Raw genomic sequence first — 16,051 nt, forward strand, 5'->3', positions numbered from 1 at the left:
CCTACAGGGGGATCGTGGCGCGTCCGGAATTCCAGGCATGAAAAAGCCCGCAGCGACGGCGGGCCTTTTCAGCAAGCCAGCGGCACGCCTCAGATAGGGCGGCTGCCGTACTTGTTGTCCGGCTTCTTCGGAGGATCGGCGACCACATTGGCCTCCACTTCCTGCACTTTTCCGCCACGCGACAGGAACTCTTCCATGGCCTTGGCCAGGGCGTCGCGTTCCTTGTTCTTGGCTTCAATGCTCGGCAATTCATCTACCGACACCGCAGCCTTGGCTTTGCCTTTGGCAGCCGGAGCCGGCGTATCGTCACCGCCATCGTCGTCAGCAACGTCTTCCGCTGCTGCTTCCAAGCCTTCCTCGGCCTCGTCTTCGTCGCCTACTTCGAGGTCGTCGTTTTCCAGATCATCGTCGCTCATGTTCTACCTCATGACTTGCGAAAAGCAGATTAGTTATAGACCAGCTTTGGCAACTGTCGAAAGTCGCCGTTAAAAAATCAGTAACCATTGGTGACCAACGGTTTACGCCCCTTCACCGTGCAAGGTGGCGAGGACTTTTCGGGCACCGCCATGATCACGGTGCTCGCCCAGATAAACGCCTTGCCAGGTTCCCAGTGCCAGGCGACCTGCCGAAACCGGCAGACTGATCTGGCAGCCAAGCACGCTGGCCTTGAAGTGCGCCGGGAGGTCGTCCAGGCCTTCGTCGTTATGCTCATAGCCGTCTGTTCCTTGTGGGATCAGACGATTGAAAAATCGTTCGAAGTCGCGACGTACCGCCGGATCGGCGTTCTCGTTGATGGTCAACGACGCCGAGGTATGCTGTAGCCACAAATGCAACAGACCGACCCGGCACTCCCTGAGTTCAGGCAGCCCTTTGATCAACTCGTCCGTCACCAGATGAAAGCCCCGGGGCCGTGCCCGCAGGGTTATCAGAGTCTGTTGCCACATACAGTTCTCCGCACGTTCGGGGCGCATTCTAGCGCGCTCTGGGAAAAAACAAAGGCCCTAATATTCCTGCAATGATGTAAGCCATTGGCCGTAGAAAAACGCTCGTCGTAAACACGACCAAAGCCGTACGAAAAATCCTTTCAGCTGCTCTCTTTGCGACAAATTCCAGACAAAAAAATGCCCGGCGAACCGGGCAAGTTTTTTGCTGCGCGTACTTACAGGTTGTAGCCGCGTTCGTTGTGCTGTGCCAGATCGAGGCCGACCGACTCTTCTTCCTCGGTCACACGCAGACCCATCACAGCGTCCAGCACCTTGAGGATGATGAAGGTGACGATCGCGGTGTAGATCACCGTGAAGCCGACGCCTTTGCACTGAATCCACACTTGTGCGGCGATGTCGGTCACGGTGCCGAAGCCACCCAGCGACGGTGCAGCGAAGACGCCGGTGAGGATCGCGCCGAGGATACCGCCGATACCGTGTACGCCGAACGCGTCCAGGGAATCGTCATAACCGAGTTTGCGTTTAAGGGTGGTGGCGCAGAAGAAGCACACCACGCCTGCGGCCAGACCAATCACCAGTGCGCCCATCGGGCCCACGGTGCCGGCCGCCGGAGTAATCGCTACCAGACCGGCAACCACACCCGATGCGATACCCAGTGCGCTTGGCTTGCCGTGGGTGACCCACTCGGCAAACATCCAGCCCAGTGCCGCAGCAGCGGTAGCAATCTGAGTGACCAGCATCGCCATGCCGGCAGTGCCGTTGGCCGCTGCAGCGGAGCCGGCGTTGAAGCCGAACCAGCCGACCCACAGCATCGCCGCGCCCATCAGGGTGTAACCGAGGTTGTGCGGCGCCATCGGCGTGGTCGGGAAGCCTTTGCGCTTGCCCAGCACCAGGCAGGCAATCAGACCGGCGACACCGGCGTTGATGTGCACCACGGTGCCGCCCGCGAAGTCGAGCACGCCCCAGTCCCACATCAGGCCGCCGTTGCCGGACCAGACCATGTGCGCGATCGGCGCATAAACCAGGGTGAACCAGACGCCCATGAAGATCAGCATCGCGGAGAACTTCATCCGCTCGGCGAACGCACCGACGATCAGCGCCGGGGTGATGATCGCGAAGGTCATCTGGAAGGTGATGAACACCGCCTCAGGGAACAGCGCCGCTGGGCCGGTCAGGCTCGACGGCGTGACACCGGCGAGGAACGCCTTGCCCATGCCGCCGAAGAACGAGTTGAAGTTGACGACGCCCTGCTCCATGCCGGTGGTGTCGAACGCAATACTGTAGCCATAAATGACCCACAGGATGCTGATCAGACCGGTAATGGCGAAGCACTGCATCATCACGGAAAGAATGTTTTTCGAGCGAACCATGCCGCCGTAGAACAGCGCCAGGCCCGGGATGGTCATGAACAGCACAAGGGCTGTCGAGGTGAGCATCCAGGCAGTGTCGCCGGAATTGAGGACTGGGGCCGCCACTTCGTCTGCCGCCATTGCAAGGCTTGGCATTACGATGGACAACAGGGCTCCTAGCCCTGCGAATTTACGCAGAGTCATATTGTTTTCTCCTGGGGCGTTGGGGTTTGTGGCGGCGCTTAGATCGCGTCGGTATCGGTCTCGCCGGTACGGATGCGGATCGCCTGTTCCAGATTGACCACGAAGATCTTGCCGTCACCGATCTTGCCGGTGTTGGCCGCTTTGGTTATCGCCTCGATAACCCGATCCAGATCCTTGTCGTCGATGGCCACGTCGATTTTCACCTTGGGCAGAAAATCGACCACATATTCCGCGCCGCGATACAGCTCGGTGTGACCCTTCTGCCGGCCGAAGCCTTTGACTTCAGTAACGGTAATGCCCTGCACGCCGATTTCGGACAGCGACTCGCGCACGTCGTCCAACTTGAACGGCTTGATGATGGCAGTGACTAGCTTCATGAAAACTCTCTCCCGAATTGGTGGACTTGCCCCAGGAAAACAAACCCGACTCAAGTCTAAGCGCAGTGCCTGGCTTTGTAACGCATCGTCGGCCTTACCTGCCCGACTGACGCCAGCTAACCGCTGCCGACGAAACTCCCCGCTCCGTCTGCCGCACTGCATTCGTCACAGCGACTGCATCAGTGCATGGGTCGAAGGTGACTAAGCAGAAACCTTGCCATCTCGCCAAAACCCACTGATTTCAATCCCTCGGCCGCTGTCACAAGCCGTCCCGTGCAAAACGCACAGCGGATACGCACAATAACGGTGCGTCGCCGTCCGTCCGCCTGCGCGAAAAGCGTGCATCCCTGACCACGAGATTGACTATAGACACTGCGTGATACACTGCCGGCCATTGTTTCCAGGACATCCACCATGCTCGCGCCCAAAGACTTCCTCGACGCCCTGAGCGGCACCGCCTCCCGCCTGTTCAACGGCGACACCCCGCTGCCGAAAGCCGAAATCGAAAGCCAGTTCAAGATGCTGCTGCAGAGTGCCTTCAGCAAACTCGATCTGGTCAGCCGTGAAGAATTTGATAGCCAGATGGTTGTGTTGGCGCGTACTCGCGCTCGCCTCGAAAGCCTTGAAGCCAAGGTTGCCGAGATGGAAGCCAAGCTGACGCCGCCCGCGGAATAATCCGCGCCCCCTGTAGGAGCTGCCGAAGGCTGCGATCTTTTGATCTCCAGCCCTTCAACCATCCCGGCAACGTCCTACAACCTGAATGACCGCCGTCCGATTGCGCCGAAAAGCCCAGGTTTCTAAGCTCACCCGATGCTGAATGTTCAGCACCGGGTTTGGCGACCCGAACAGCTTAAGGCGCACGACAACCATGATGGCGGCTACATTTACCGCCACATCGTTTCATGGCGGTTGTGCGTGGGAGACCTTCGGGTCTGCCGGGTTCCTTTTGCTCCGGTTCGCCAACCCGCGTACAACTGCCACCCAATCGTTTGGCGACGATTGAGGGCAGCCCCTTAAGCAAGAGGAACTGCTCAATGAATCAAGAAGAGACTTATCTGACCCCGCACATATTCACCCGCCACAAACTCCCTCTCCACGCCCTCCTCATCCAGAACCAACCCTGGTTCTGCGCCCGAGACCTGAGCCGCCTGCTGCACATCTACCTCAACGAACGCATGCTGCGAAAACTCGACCCCGACCAATACCAGACCCGCAAAACCCTCATCCACAACCAGATCGAAAACGCCCTGCTGATCAGCGAATCCGGCATCTACGCCCTCCTCGTCTACCACTACTGCCCCGAATACCGAGCCCTGCGGGAATGGATCACCCACCAGGTCATCCCTACCCTGCGCGACGCCCAACATCCCACCACAAGCGAACGCCCACACCTGAGCCTGCTCAGTTGGCCGGATATGTCGTTGAGTTTGTTGCACTGGAATAACCAGCCGTGGATACGGTTGCAGGATGTGCCGCTGATGGTGGTGGAACGGGAACAGACCAAGCGCCCAATGACCGGGCCATGGTGGAAAAGGGCTTCGCGGATGCTGCAATCGCTATAACCCCGCATGCCGGAGCTGGGCCCTGCGCAAATCATAAGTCGACTGAAGATTCATCCAGAACTCAGGCGTAGTGTTGAGCTGAATGGCAAGGCTGATTGCCAGATCGGCGCAGATCCTGAGCTGGCATTTCACAAGCTTTTCGATCTCACTTTCGGGCCATTTCGTGGGCATGGCCAGATCCATGACAGTCATGCCCAACGGCTCCATGAATTCCTTACTCAGAACCTCGCCCGGATGAATCGGGCGCATACCATTGCGGTCCATTGTTCGCCTCCAGAGACTGCGTTGAGTGGCCAAACTGGAGCATCCGACTCCGCGATACAAGACCGTCGACACCCTTTCGCCGGCGTCCTACAACTATTAGGGCATAGCCCTACAAACATCAGCGTCTGCGCCCAGTTACGCAGCCCTTACGCATGTCATTACATTGGCAAACGAAATACGCCCATCAAGATGGAGGTATCTGTGAAGGATAAGAAGAGGAAAGAAAAGCTATTTCAGATTGTTGATTTGCACCTCGAAGCACTCCGTTTGGCTGGGGATATGTCAGCCAACCAACGGCGTTTTATTGAAGTTGCTGTTACATGTGGGCCAGCGCTTGAGCCAAGCGGCGCGCTGGCCGGTAGAAGGTCCTGAGTGAAAAATAAAAAAGGCGTCCATAGGACGCCTTTTTTGTGTTCGGAGGAGTAGTCGCAGCGATTCTTTAGCTCCCGACTTTACGGCCTTGGGTTCAGAATCCGACAGGCTAGCCCGTCGTCATTACTTCAGAGAAACCAGCTTTCTCTGCTGCCAAAAATGCGGGGGAGCTTTTACTGGTGCCCAGTCCCGACGAATGCGCAGTTGCAGTCCTCGAGCGTGAGGATCCTTCAGTACCGCTCAGGAGTCAAAGCTCATTTACGATCGAGAGCAGCGCAAAACCCTCATCCATGCCGGTATAAGGTATTGCCTCTCCGCCCTCTCACAATCTGAACTGGCCATCTCCAACGTCCTTCACTAACGCAAGCACAGTCCTACGAGGACGGTCCCCTACGTCTGATTACGTAAGCATCAATGCCTTCGATATCGTCTGCAAATTGATCCCACAGAACAAGACGATGCGAAGAAAAGGCAAAGGTACCGAACTTCGAAATCAGACACTCAAATCTGAATCCCGAAAACTCGCACATCAAACAATGTCCATGGACCCAGAAGCCCTGGCGGCTGGAGTTGATGCTCTATCACTCAGGATCGATCCGATTACTCCAGTAGCAATCAACGCATTCCACCAGTGGACCGGCCCCGTTGGGTATCCATGGGACGCTGTGTTGGACTGGAAGACCAAAGATGCAAAAGGGCTGGACTTGGCGTTCTGGTACGAAGAAGAACTGTGCGGACTGTGCTACGCAACGCCGCGAAGAAGCACGATCTGCATGAAAATCGTCCTTTTGCAGGGACACACCTGCAAGACGAATACCTTGCGGGGCTGGATCGCTCCGATGGCATTGCTGACAACAGAGTTCTACGCCCGGAAGCTGGGGTGCACGCAAATCGAAGTACAAGAGCCAGATTCAGGTGCCATCCCTTACTATCAAACGCTGGGATTTTATTTTGATACAACCGGTCGCCTTGTCTTTCCATTGGACGACCAATAAGATCGAATCAAGCATCCCGGCACGTGAGGTGTTTATGAAGCAGAAGAAGCAGAAAACCCAACCGGCACGGGTTTCCAAACCGGGTACCGAGGCACTCGGATTACCGGACAGAGTTTCAGCCAGTCAGCGGCATTTTCTGAAAGTGGCCGCGACCTATGGCAAGGAAATGGAGCCCGATGGTTGGCTCGCCGGTGGTGGAACCTGAGTACCGCAAAAATGACCGCCTGACAGGCGGTTTTTTTATGCCTGAGAATTAGTGTCTTCAGCAACATCCAGTGAAGGTTCGCCCTTAAAACTGTCCGACCAACGCCCTCTCCCCCGACTACCCTTCCAAAAACCCGCAGGAAGCGGCCCCCGATTCAGCTCAAGGAACGACCATGTCCCTCTCCATCGTCCACAGTCGCGCCCAGATTGGCGTGGAAGCCCCCGCTGTCACCGTCGAAGTCCATCTGGCCAACGGTCTGCCGTCGCTGACCATGGTCGGCCTGCCCGAGGCGGCGGTGAAGGAGAGCAAGGACCGGGTGCGCAGCGCGATCATCAACTCCGGGCTGCAGTTTCCGGCGCGGCGGATCACCTTGAATCTGGCGCCGGCGGATCTGCCCAAGGATGGCGGGCGGTTTGATCTGGCGATTGCCTTGGGGATTCTGTCGGCGAGTGTGCAGGTGCCGTGTCTGACGCTGGACGATGTGGAATGTCTGGGAGAGTTGGCATTGTCCGGCGCAGTAAGGGCGGTGCGCGGGGTTTTGCCGGCAGCATTGGCGGCGCGCAAGGCGGGGCGTGCGCTGGTGGTGCCGCGAGCGAATGCCGAAGAGGCCTGCCTGGCCTCGGGGTTGAAAGTGTTTGCGGTGGATCATTTACTGGAGGCGGTGGCGCATTTCAATGGGCATACGCCGGTTGAACCTTATGTCTCCGACGGGCTGATGCATGCCAGCAAGCCTTATCCCGACTTGAATGAAGTACAGGGGCAAGTGGCAGCGAAACGAGCGTTGCTGATTGCTGCTGCTGGTGCCCATAACTTGCTGTTCAGCGGGCCGCCGGGGACGGGTAAGACATTGTTGGCGAGTCGCCTGCCGGGGCTGTTGCCGCCGCTTGCCGAGAGTGAAGCTTTGGAGGTCGCGGCGATTCAGTCAGTCGCCAGTGGTGCACCGCTAACCCATTGGCCGCAGCGTCCCTTTCGTCAACCTCACCACTCGGCATCCGGGCCGGCACTGGTGGGTGGCAGCTCGAAACCGCAACCCGGCGAGATTACCCTCGCCCACCATGGCGTGCTGTTTCTCGATGAACTGCCGGAGTTTGATCGCAAGGTGCTGGAGGTGCTGCGCGAGCCGCTGGAGTCCGGGCATATCGTGATTGCCCGGGCCAAGGATCGCGTGCGTTTCCCGGCGCGATTTCAGTTGGTGGCGGCGATGAACCCGTGTCCCTGTGGATATCTCGGCGAGCCGAGCGGCAAGTGTTCCTGCACGCCGGACATGGTGCAGCGCTATCGCAACAAACTGTCGGGGCCGTTGCTGGACCGGATCGACTTGCACCTGACAGTGGCGCGGGAAGCGACGGCGTTGAACCCGCAGGTAAAGCCGGGAGAAGACAGCGCCAGCGCCGCAGCACTGGTAGCCGAGGCTCGCGAACGACAGCAGAAGCGTCAGGGCTGTGCCAATGCGTTTCTCGATCTGCCGGGATTGAAGCGGCACTGCAAGTTATCCACAGCCGATGAAACCTGGCTGGAGTCCGCCTGTGAGCGACTGACGTTGTCGCTGCGCTCGGCCCATCGCCTGCTCAAGGTCGCCCGGACACTGGCAGACCTCGAGCAAGTCGATGCAATCAAACGCGAACACTTGGCCGAGGCGCTGCAATATCGGCCGGCGACACCTTAATGCTCGGTCAGATCCACCAGCGGCGTCTGCCGCACTTCAGTTTCGCGCCCGGCCTGAATCTCGGTCACGCGCTTCAAGGCGTTATCCACAGCACCTTTGTCCGCGAGCAGGCCGTAGCTGATCTGGAACTGTTTTTGTTCTTTGGGCGCGATGGTCGGCACCAGATTCAGCGGACGCTGATAGCGACGGTTGTAGGAAAAACTGGTTCCCGGCTCCAGCCCGGTGACATAGCCCTGGCCTTGAGTGTCAGTGTTTTTCCACAGGGAAAACACCGGCAACTGCTGGGTATTGAAGCCAACAGAAACACCGAGGCTGCCGGCCTTATTGTGCAAAACCGTCAGGGTTTCGCCTTTGGCATCAGCATAGGGCACGACGTTGTAGACGGTTTCGTCGTAGTCCTTGGTCGGCGCGCGATAGGTCTGCCAGTCGGCCAGATCACCCTTGGCCTTGTCGTTGAACGGCGACACCTGTTTTACCGGTGCAGCAAAACGGGCGCCCTGCTCGAGGAACGGCGTACTGAAATTGCTGTGATACAGCGCCTGGTATTCCTTCGGATAATCACCGTTGTTGGTCAGCGTATCGTTGAGTGCAAAGCGCACGCTGCCAGGTTCGGTGACCAGTTCAGTAACGACCGAGAAGTCGACCTTCTTGAAGGCTTGCTCTTTCAGCTCGCCACGCAGACTGATGGCGTAGGGCGGCTTTTCATCGATGTGCAGCGTGACGGTGCTGGCCGGGATGTTGGCGGCGCGGCCGTGCAAGGTCAGCAGTTCGCCATTGTCGATGCCGGGATGGCCGACCCATTCGTAACCGCAGCGGGCGACCAGTTCATTGAAGCCCTCCAGCCAACCCAGGCCACCACGCCCGTTGAGCTCGATAAAGGCCGGGTTAACCACGTCCTTGACCGGCGAATCCCAACCCATCCGCACGTTGCCGACAGAAGCCTGCAAGACGTTCATGCCTCGGGTGGGCACCACCGAGAGTTTCATCGCGCCGTTATCGATATCGACGATGCTGACGCCTTCTTGCCGCCCACCGTGCAAGGTACGCAGGCTCACGGAGAAGGGTTTGGCGGTTTTCACGCCGAGCTGCTCACTGGTGATGGTCCAGTTTTGCGCGGGTTTGTTGGTATCGAGAAGGATGTAATCCCAAGCCATGGCGTGGGAAGCAGCAGAGAATGCGCCGAGGGCGACGGCGAGTTTGAGCGGGGTCATGGCAGCAGCCTTTATTGGAGTTGTGCCATTTTTATAGCGCTGCGGAAACGTTTCAGCAAGTGTATTAGATCGACAGATTGCAGGTTCAGCCGAAGATCTGCAGTGTTGCATTCGCGAGCAGGCTCACTCCTACAGGGGATCCGGGTCTTCACAAAATCTGTGATTCGCACCGGACGCTGTGGGAGCGAGCCTGCTCGCGAAAGCTATATCAAGGCTGTATCAACGAAAGCGATCAACCTCGGAACGCAGATCCGCCGCCAGCTTCTCAAGCTCCTTGGCGGTAACAGCCAGGTTCGACACAACCTCACGCTGCTCACTGTTGGCCAGTGCGATGCTCTGCAAATTACTGCTCAACAGAGTCGCGGTGCTGCTCTGCTCCTGAGTCGCCGTGGTAATCGCGGCAAACTGCTGCCCCGCCGAACGGCTCTGTTCATCGATTCGCGCCAGCGCCGACGCGACGTTGGCGTTGCGCGACAAACCTTCCTGCATCAGCACATTGCCCTGTTCCATGGTGCTGATCGCGTTGCCGGTTTCCTGCTGGATGCTATGGATCATGCTGGAAATTTCATCAGTGGCCTGACGAGTACGCGAGGCAAGGCTGCGCACTTCATCCGCTACTACGGCAAAGCCGCGACCTTGTTCACCGGCACGTGCCGCTTCAATCGCGGCGTTGAGCGCCAGCAAGTTGGTTTGTTCGGCAATCGACGTAATCACGCCGACGATGCCGCCAATTTCCTGCGAGCGCTGACCGAGGGTGTTGATCACGGTGGCTGTGCTGTTCAGGGCGCCAGCGATTTGCTCCAGCGAGGACGAGGCCTCTTCCATCGAACTGCGACCGATCTGCGTTTGCTGGGCGTTTTCCTGCGCCAGACGCTGAGTGGCGCCCATGTTGTCAGCGATGTTCAGCGAGGTCGCACTGAACTCTTCCACCGCGCCGGCCATGCTGGTGATTTCGCCAGATTGTTGCTCCATGCCTTCATAGGCACCGCCGGACAAACCGGACAGGGCCTGGGCACGGCTATTGACCTCTTCCGAAGAGCGGCGGATGTGCTCGACCATGGTCGACAGCGCCTGGCTCATCTGGTTGAACGCGCGCGACAACTGACCGATTTCATCGTTGCTCGATACGTTCAGGCGAACGCTCAGATCACCGGCGCCCAAGGCCTCGGCCTGACGCACCAGATCCCCCAGAGGCGCCAGTTTGCTGCGCAGCAGCCAGACCACAGATCCGACCGCCAGCAGCATCGCCAACAGACTGCCAATGGCCAGTTGCGTACCCACGCTCCAGGTCACCGCGCGGATCTCGGCTTTCGGCATGCTCGCCACGACCGACCATGGCCCGCCATCGAACGGCACGGCAATGCTGTAGAAATCTTCCGAGGTGTCGCTCCAGAACTCACCCTTGCCCGGCTTTGCAGCCAAACCTTTGATCACCGGAACGGCTTGGTCCAGCGCCTGCACCCCCGCTGGCGCGACCAGCCATTTGTTTTGCTCGTCGAGCAACGCCAGCGAACCGCTCTGGCCAATGCGGAAGCGCTTGAGGTTATCGAACTGGATGTTCTGCGCGTCGGTGTAATCGAAACCAACGAACAGCACCGCAATCACCTTGCCGCTGCCATCGCGCACCGGGGTGTATTGGGTCATGTAGGAGCGATCGAACAGCAAGGCGCGACCGACGTAACCCTGCCCCGCCATCAACTTCGCGTAGGCCGGGTGCGCGTGATCGAGCAAGGTGCCGATGGCACGGGTGCCATCCTGTTTGGTCAGCGAAGTGCTGACGCGGATAAAGTCTTCGCCGCTGCGCACGAACAGTGTGGCGACGCCGGCGGTCATCTGCTTGAACTCGTCGACTTCCTTGAAGTTGTTGTTCAGCACTTCGCTGCCCAGATGCAGACCCGGGGTCTGGGTGCCGGCAACATTCACCGGCTCACTCGGGTGAATGCTCAGACCTGCGCTGAAGCGCTTCTCGAACAGCCCGCTCAGGCGCTGGGTGCTTTCACGCAGCGTGCCGTGGAATGTGCTCAGTTGGTCGGCCAGCAGCCGCGCCTCACTGGCCAGATGCTCTTCACGAGTGGCGAGGTTGGCGGAGTCCAGCGAACGCAAGGCGAACACCGTACTGCCACTGATAACTATCGCCAGTATTACAGCGAGCGCGAGGCCCAGCTGCGAGGCGATCCGAGCGCGAGGTTGAGACATGGACAGCTCCTGGCCGAGCCACGGGATCCTCCTTGATCTCGACTCGGAAATTTTTCTGGTTGTGGGGGTGAATCGTGGATACCGGCACGACGGTTCCACAAGCACGTATTCGGCGGTGGATCCAAATACTTGAGCGGAAAACAAGGTTATGGCACAAGGCCGGCATTGTGGCGGCTCTAACGTTTCAGCTCAAGCGCACGACCGCCGGCAACTCCATGGCGCGGACTTCGCTTTGCAGAAAGTCGCTGAGACGGCGCAAACGTTCACCTCCCGGGCGGGTCTTTGGCCACACAAGGTAGTAATTCAAGCCGCTGGCGACCGCGGTTGGCCACGGCAGGCTCAGCCTTCCCTGCGCCACATCTTCGGCGACCATTAACAGGTCGCCCATCGACACACCGTACCCGCGCGCCGCCGCGATCATGCCCAATTCGAGGGTATCGAACACTTGCCCACCCTTGAGTGACACCTGATCGGACAGCCCCATGTGTTCCAGCCAACTGCGCCAATCGCGACGGTCCGGTGTCGGGTGAAGTAATTCGGTGCAAGCCAGTCGAGCCAGATCCCACGGCTGATCATTCAGCAGGTTCGGCGCCCCCACCGGAATCAGCTCTTCGGGAAACAATAAACTCGCCTCCCAATCCGGCGGAAAATGCCCGTCACTCAACAAAACAGCGCAGTCGAAAGGCTCATCGTTGAAATCCACCGAATCGACGTCCATCCACGCACTGGTCAGTTGCACTTCGTTGCCAGGCTGCAAATGGCGGAAGCGACTCAGGCGCGCGAGCAACCAGCGCATGGTCAGGGTCGAGGGCGCTTTCATGCGCAAAATGTCGTCCTCGGCACGCAAGGTATTGCAGGCCCGCTCCAGCGCACTGAAGCCTTCGCGGATCCCGGGCAGCAGCAACCGCGCCGCTTCGGTCAGTTGCAGATTGCGACCGCTGCGATGAAACAGCCGACAGGCGAAGTGATCTTCGAGGGTCCGAATATGCCGACTTACCGCACTCTGGGTGATCGACAATTCCTCGGCAGCCCGGGTGAACGAACTATGTCGCGCCGCCGCTTCAAATGCGCGCAGGGCATACAAGGGAGGAAGACGACGAGACATGCAGAAAGCTCCGATAGCGGGATAAAGCCAATCTTAAACCGTTTACCTAGGATGAGTTTTAATCATGCCACCCATCCTTTTTATCCCTTTGTGCAAAGCCCGCCAAGCGCCGAGAATCGACGGTCTCCTGTTCCCTCTGAAATTGAGTGGTGATGACCATGCAGCATCCTGTGCGTACCGAACTCTGGGCCATTCTGCGGCTGGCAGGGCCGTTGATTGCTTCACAGTTGGCGCACATGTTGATGGTGCTGACTGACACGTTGATGATGGCGCGCCTGAGTCCTGAAGCGCTCGCGGGCGGCGGTCTCGGTGCGGCGACTTACTCGTTCGTGTCGATTTTCTGCATCGGCGTGATTGCAGCGGTCGGCACATTGGTGGCGATTCGCAAGGGCGCCGGCGACATCATTGGCGCTGCGCGTCTGACCCAGGCCGGGTTGTGGCTGGCGTGGCTGATGGCGCTGGGCGCCGGGTTGCTGCTGTGGAACCTGAAACCGGTGTTGCTGCTGTTCGGCCAGACCGAAACCAACGTCAACGCGGCCGGGCAATTCCTGATTGCCCTGCCCTTCGCCCTGCCCGGCTACCTGAGTTTCATGGCCCTGCGCGGTTTCACCAGTGCAATCGGCCGGGCGACACCGGTGATGGTCATCAGCCTGGCCGGCACGGTGGCGAATTTCCTGCTCAATTACGCGCTGATCACCGGCATGTTCGGTCTGCCGAAAATGGGCCTGACGGGGATCGGCCTGGTCACAGCGATTGTCGCCAATTGCATGGCGTTGGCGCTGGCCTGGCATATTCGCCGGCATCCGGCCTATGACGCTTATCCATTGCGCGAAGGCTTGTCGCGGCCCAACCGACAGTACCTGAAAGAGCTGTGGCGCCTCGGCCTGCCAATCGGCGGCACCTACGCGGTGGAAGTCGGTTTGTTCGCCTTCGCGGCGCTGTGCATGGGCACCATGGGCAGCACGCAATTGGGCGCGCACCAGATTGCCCTGCAAATTGTCTCGGTGGCGTTCATGGTGCCGGCGGGGATGTCGTACGCGATCACCATGCGCGTCGGCCAGCATTACGGCGCCGGGCAACTGAGTGATGCGCGGATGTCCGGACGGGTCGGGATCGTCTTTGGCGCGGTGGTGATGTTGGGATTCGCGATGGTGTTCTGGCTGTTGCCGAACCAGTTGGTCGGGTTGTTCCTCGATCACAATGATCCGGCGTTTGCCGAGGTGATTCGCCTGGCGGTGAGCCTGCTGGCAGTGGCGGCGTGGTTCGAGCTGTTCGACGGCACGCAGACGATTGCCATGGGCTGCATTCGTGGCCTCAAGGATGCAAAGACCACGTTTCTGGTCGGGCTCGGCTGTTACTGGCTGATCGGCGCGCCGGCGGCATGGTGGATGGCGTTCCATTTGAACTGGGGGCCGACGGGCGTCTGGTGGGGATTGGCGCTGGGCCTGGCGTGCGCGGCGGTGAGTTTGACGCTGGCGTTTGAATGGAAGATGAAGCGGATGATTCGGCTGGAGCCTGCGTCATCAAGTCAGTTCACAGTTCCTCAGACCGACTGAGATCCCTTGCAGGAGTGAGCCTGCTCGCGATAGCGGTGTGTCAGTCGAAGCAAATGTTGACTGGTAGATTGCTATCGCGAGCAGGCTCACTCCTACAGGGGTTATGCGTTCAGCTCACGATTTCGAGGGCTGACTGTTGGCTTGAGCCGAAGGTTAGATATTCAACCAACTCCGCCAACGGCAACGGCCGACTGATCAGATAGCCCTGCACCTGATCGCAACCAAACCCGCGCAACAGTTCTAGCTGTTCAGGGGTTTCCACCCCTTCCGCCACCACTTCCAGATGCAGGTTGTGCGCGAGATTGATCATCGCGTGCACCAGTTTGCGATTCTCTTCGCGCTGCTCCATGCCGCCGACAAAGCTTTTGTCGATCTTCAACAAGGTGATCGGCAGGCTGTTGAGGTGCACGAACGACGAGAACCCGGTGCCAAAGTCATCCAGCGAGAAGCGCACACCGAGACGGCCGAGAGCGTCCATGGTCTGCTTGACCAGATCGCTACGGCGCATCACGGCGGTTTCAGTCAGTTCGAATTCCAGCCACTGGGCCTCAACGCCACGCTCGGCAATCAACCGGCTCAGCGTCGGCAACAACTGACTGTCTTGAAACTGGCGGAATGACAGGTTGATCGCCATGTGCAGCGCCGGCAGCCCGCGCTCGCGCAACGCCTGCATGTCACGCAAGGCCCGGGAAATAACCCAGTAACCCAGCGGCACAATCAAACCGCTCTGCTCGGCCAAAGGGACAAATTCACTCGGCGGCAGCAAACCGCGCTCGCCATGACGCCAGCGCACCAACGCTTCGAGGCCGACAATCTGGCCATCCTCAAGATTCAGGCGTGGCTGGTAATGCAACTCCAGCTCATCGCGACGCAACGCTCGGCGCAACTCGCTTTCGAGGTCGGCCATGCTCCGCGCATTGCGGTTGATCCGTTCGTTGAAGATATGGAAGGTGCAGCCCTGGGTGCTCTTGGCCTGCTGCATGGCGATGTGGGCGTGCCACATCAGCGGATCGGCGCCGCCCTGCGCGCGAGCATGGGCGATGCCGAGGCTGGAGCCGATCAGCAGGCTTTCGCCATCGACCCAATACGGTTCGGCGAGCGCTTCGGTGATGCGTTCGGCCATCCACTCGGCGCGCTGCGGTGCACGACGGGTGTCGATCAGCAGGGCAAACTCATCGCTGCCCAGACGCGCCAATTGATCACCGGCTTCGAGCTGACTTTTCAGCCGTGCGACCACTTGCAGGATCAAGCGATCGCCCGCCTGATGGCCAAGCGCATCGTTGGCGTGGCGGAAGTTGTCGAGATCGAGATGCCCGAGGGCCAGGCCGCGACCGTCGTTTTCCGCGAGGCGCGCAGCAAGCAAGGTCTGGAAACCCTGACGGTTGGCGATGCCGGTCAGCGGATCCTGCTCGGCGAGGCGTTGCAGGGTGTTTTCGAGAACGCCGCGTTCGCGCACATGGCGCAGGCAGCGGCGCAGCATGCCGGCGTCGAGGGCGTCGAACACCAGCCAGTCACTGACGCCAACCGGCGCTGTGTCCGGTTCATGTTCCAGCAGCAAGACCGTCGGCAGGCTGCACCGGCCCGGTGCCGGTTGCAATGCCGGAAGGGTCAACAACACCGCATGGCGGTTGTCTTCGAACAAACTGCTGACCGAATCCCAGCTCGGCGCGCTGATCAGCACCGCCGCGCTCCCCATTGGAGCCAGACACTCACGCAATAACGCTGTCCACGCTGGCTCTTCGGCCAGTAGCAGCAAACGCAAGGGTTCGACAGGCGTAGACAAGCTAGCTCCCTAGACTCTGCAATGATGTGGGCGGGGCATTATGCCGTTGCGCCGTTCAATGACCAAATGACAACGGTTATCAAAACGTTATTTTGTGTCACGAATGAGAACATTAGCCGCAAAATCACCGCGCATCCTCCGCGAAAGTAACAAAACCGGCAAATTTGAATCGCGTGGTACGTCACAAGTCGGAGAGAGCAGCACAAATCGCTGAGCCTGTTAAAATGCCGGCCCATTTCGTCAACGACTCCCGAATTTTCGT

15 protein-coding genes and 1 pseudogene are annotated in these 16,051 nt (G+C 59.2%); 6 read left to right on the forward strand and 10 right to left on the reverse strand.

Features of this window, described 5'->3' with window-relative positions; translation table 11 throughout:
• Window positions 1–89 precede the first annotated feature (89 nt).
• The 4 genes from sutA to glnK form a co-directional block, all read right to left on the reverse strand.
• Window positions 90–416, reverse strand: coding sequence for a dormancy-specific transcriptional regulator SutA (gene sutA / locus HU754_RS29260; protein WP_007920420.1), 327 nt, complete (start codon window positions 414–416; stop codon window positions 90–92).
• A gap of 102 nt (window positions 417–518) precedes the next feature.
• On the reverse strand, window positions 519–944 hold the full coding sequence (locus HU754_RS29265; protein WP_102901435.1) for a secondary thiamine-phosphate synthase enzyme YjbQ: 426 nt from the start codon (window positions 942–944) through the stop codon (window positions 519–521).
• A gap of 215 nt (window positions 945–1,159) precedes the next feature.
• A complete protein-coding gene (locus tag HU754_RS29270; protein ID WP_186620136.1) occupies window positions 1,160–2,497 on the reverse strand; it encodes an ammonium transporter in 1,338 nt (445 codons plus the stop codon).
• A gap of 38 nt (window positions 2,498–2,535) precedes the next feature.
• Window positions 2,536–2,874 carry a P-II family nitrogen regulator gene (glnK, locus tag HU754_RS29275; RefSeq protein ID WP_002555808.1) on the reverse strand — a complete coding sequence of 113 codons (339 nt, stop codon included), beginning with the start codon at window positions 2,872–2,874 and terminating at the stop codon, window positions 2,536–2,538.
• A gap of 414 nt (window positions 2,875–3,288) precedes the next feature.
• Here glnK and HU754_RS29280 point away from each other — a divergent pair, with 414 nt between their 5' ends.
• Together HU754_RS29280 and HU754_RS29285 are read left to right on the forward strand one after the other, a co-directional pair.
• Window positions 3,289–3,549: an accessory factor UbiK family protein gene (locus HU754_RS29280; RefSeq protein ID WP_008086041.1), complete on the forward strand. Its 261-nt coding sequence runs from the start codon at window positions 3,289–3,291 to the stop codon at window positions 3,547–3,549.
• A 359-nt stretch (window positions 3,550–3,908) separates the two neighbouring features.
• Window positions 3,909–4,436, forward strand: coding sequence for a BRO-N domain-containing protein (locus HU754_RS29285; protein ID WP_186620137.1), 528 nt, complete (start codon window positions 3,909–3,911; stop codon window positions 4,434–4,436).
• On the opposite strand, the gene HU754_RS29290 is transcribed toward HU754_RS29285, so the two are convergent.
• On the reverse strand, window positions 4,431–4,700 hold the full coding sequence (locus HU754_RS29290; RefSeq protein WP_186620138.1) for a HigA family addiction module antitoxin: 270 nt from the start codon (window positions 4,698–4,700) through the stop codon (window positions 4,431–4,433). The genes HU754_RS29285 and HU754_RS29290 overlap by 6 nt on opposite strands.
• Before the next feature lie 914 nt (window positions 4,701–5,614).
• On the opposite strand from HU754_RS29290, the gene HU754_RS29295 reads away from it, so the two are divergent.
• From HU754_RS29295 to HU754_RS29305, 3 genes are all read left to right on the forward strand, one after another.
• Window positions 5,615–6,067 (forward strand): N-acetyltransferase, encoded by a 453-nt coding sequence (locus HU754_RS29295; protein WP_224794712.1) that lies wholly within the window; start codon window positions 5,615–5,617, stop codon window positions 6,065–6,067.
• Window positions 6,068–6,101: 34 nt separating this feature from the next.
• A complete protein-coding gene (locus HU754_RS29300) occupies window positions 6,102–6,272 on the forward strand; it encodes a hypothetical protein (protein WP_171057229.1) in 171 nt (56 codons plus the stop codon).
• Between the two features lie 172 nt (window positions 6,273–6,444).
• The gene (locus HU754_RS29305) at window positions 6,445–7,938 is read left to right on the forward strand and encodes a YifB family Mg chelatase-like AAA ATPase (protein WP_186620139.1); all 1,494 of its coding nucleotides are present in this window, start codon (window positions 6,445–6,447) and stop codon (window positions 7,936–7,938) included.
• Here HU754_RS29305 and HU754_RS29310 read toward each other — a convergent pair.
• The 4 genes and pseudogenes from HU754_RS29310 to HU754_RS29320 all read right to left on the reverse strand — a co-directional run bounded on the left by HU754_RS29310 (window position 7,935) and on the right by HU754_RS29320 (window position 12,450).
• Entirely contained in the window at window positions 7,935–9,149 is a 1,215-nt protein-coding gene (locus HU754_RS29310) for an aldose 1-epimerase family protein (protein ID WP_186620140.1), read from the reverse strand. The two genes, HU754_RS29305 and HU754_RS29310, sit on opposite strands and share 4 nt — an antisense overlap.
• A gap of 219 nt (window positions 9,150–9,368) precedes the next feature.
• On the reverse strand, window positions 9,369–10,229 hold the full coding sequence (locus tag HU754_RS29925) for a methyl-accepting chemotaxis protein (protein WP_400775222.1): 861 nt from the start codon (window positions 10,227–10,229) through the stop codon (window positions 9,369–9,371).
• A pseudogene (locus HU754_RS29930) lies at window positions 10,224–11,345 on the reverse strand (Cache 3/Cache 2 fusion domain-containing protein); the annotation flags it as partial. The pseudogene HU754_RS29930 and the gene HU754_RS29925, both read right to left, overlap by 6 nt.
• A gap of 184 nt (window positions 11,346–11,529) precedes the next feature.
• On the reverse strand, window positions 11,530–12,450 hold the full coding sequence (locus HU754_RS29320; RefSeq protein WP_186620141.1) for a LysR substrate-binding domain-containing protein: 921 nt from the start codon (window positions 12,448–12,450) through the stop codon (window positions 11,530–11,532).
• 158 nt (window positions 12,451–12,608) lie between these two features.
• Here HU754_RS29320 and HU754_RS29325 point away from each other — a divergent pair, with 158 nt between their 5' ends.
• Window positions 12,609–14,006 carry a NorM family multidrug efflux MATE transporter gene (locus HU754_RS29325; RefSeq protein ID WP_186620142.1) on the forward strand — a complete coding sequence of 466 codons (1,398 nt, stop codon included), beginning with the start codon at window positions 12,609–12,611 and terminating at the stop codon, window positions 14,004–14,006.
• A 109-nt stretch (window positions 14,007–14,115) separates the two neighbouring features.
• Here HU754_RS29325 and HU754_RS29330 read toward each other — a convergent pair whose 3' ends face one another.
• Window positions 14,116–15,789, reverse strand: coding sequence for a putative bifunctional diguanylate cyclase/phosphodiesterase (locus HU754_RS29330; protein WP_093429679.1), 1,674 nt, complete (start codon window positions 15,787–15,789; stop codon window positions 14,116–14,118).
• Window positions 15,790–16,051 lie beyond the last annotated feature (262 nt).

The sequence above is a fragment of the Pseudomonas zeae genome, from assembly GCF_014268485.2.
Classification (GTDB): Bacteria; Pseudomonadota; Gammaproteobacteria; order Pseudomonadales; family Pseudomonadaceae; genus Aquipseudomonas; species Aquipseudomonas neuropathica.

Coding starts and splice junctions, on each gene's coding strand:
- HU754_RS29285 (WP_186620137.1), top strand. CDS start 3,909: ATGAATCAAGAAGAGACTTATCTGACCCCGCACATATTCACCCGCCAC.
- HU754_RS29925 (WP_400775222.1), bottom strand. CDS start 10,229: ATGAGCCAGGCGCTGTCGACCATGGTCGAGCACATCCGCCGCTCTTCG.
- HU754_RS29265 (WP_102901435.1), bottom strand. CDS start 944: ATGTGGCAACAGACTCTGATAACCCTGCGGGCACGGCCCCGGGGCTTT.
- HU754_RS29290 (WP_186620138.1), bottom strand. CDS start 4,700: ATGGACCGCAATGGTATGCGCCCGATTCATCCGGGCGAGGTTCTGAGT.
- HU754_RS29270 (WP_186620136.1), bottom strand. CDS start 2,497: ATGACTCTGCGTAAATTCGCAGGGCTAGGAGCCCTGTTGTCCATCGTA.
- HU754_RS29295 (WP_224794712.1), top strand. CDS start 5,615: ATGGACCCAGAAGCCCTGGCGGCTGGAGTTGATGCTCTATCACTCAGG.
- glnK (WP_002555808.1), bottom strand. CDS start 2,874: ATGAAGCTAGTCACTGCCATCATCAAGCCGTTCAAGTTGGACGACGTG.
- HU754_RS29305 (WP_186620139.1), top strand. CDS start 6,445: ATGTCCCTCTCCATCGTCCACAGTCGCGCCCAGATTGGCGTGGAAGCC.
- HU754_RS29310 (WP_186620140.1), bottom strand. CDS start 9,149: ATGACCCCGCTCAAACTCGCCGTCGCCCTCGGCGCATTCTCTGCTGCT.
- HU754_RS29300 (WP_171057229.1), top strand. CDS start 6,102: ATGAAGCAGAAGAAGCAGAAAACCCAACCGGCACGGGTTTCCAAACCG.
- HU754_RS29320 (WP_186620141.1), bottom strand. CDS start 12,450: ATGTCTCGTCGTCTTCCTCCCTTGTATGCCCTGCGCGCATTTGAAGCG.
- HU754_RS29325 (WP_186620142.1), top strand. CDS start 12,609: ATGCAGCATCCTGTGCGTACCGAACTCTGGGCCATTCTGCGGCTGGCA.
- sutA (WP_007920420.1), bottom strand. CDS start 416: ATGAGCGACGATGATCTGGAAAACGACGACCTCGAAGTAGGCGACGAA.
- HU754_RS29280 (WP_008086041.1), top strand. CDS start 3,289: ATGCTCGCGCCCAAAGACTTCCTCGACGCCCTGAGCGGCACCGCCTCC.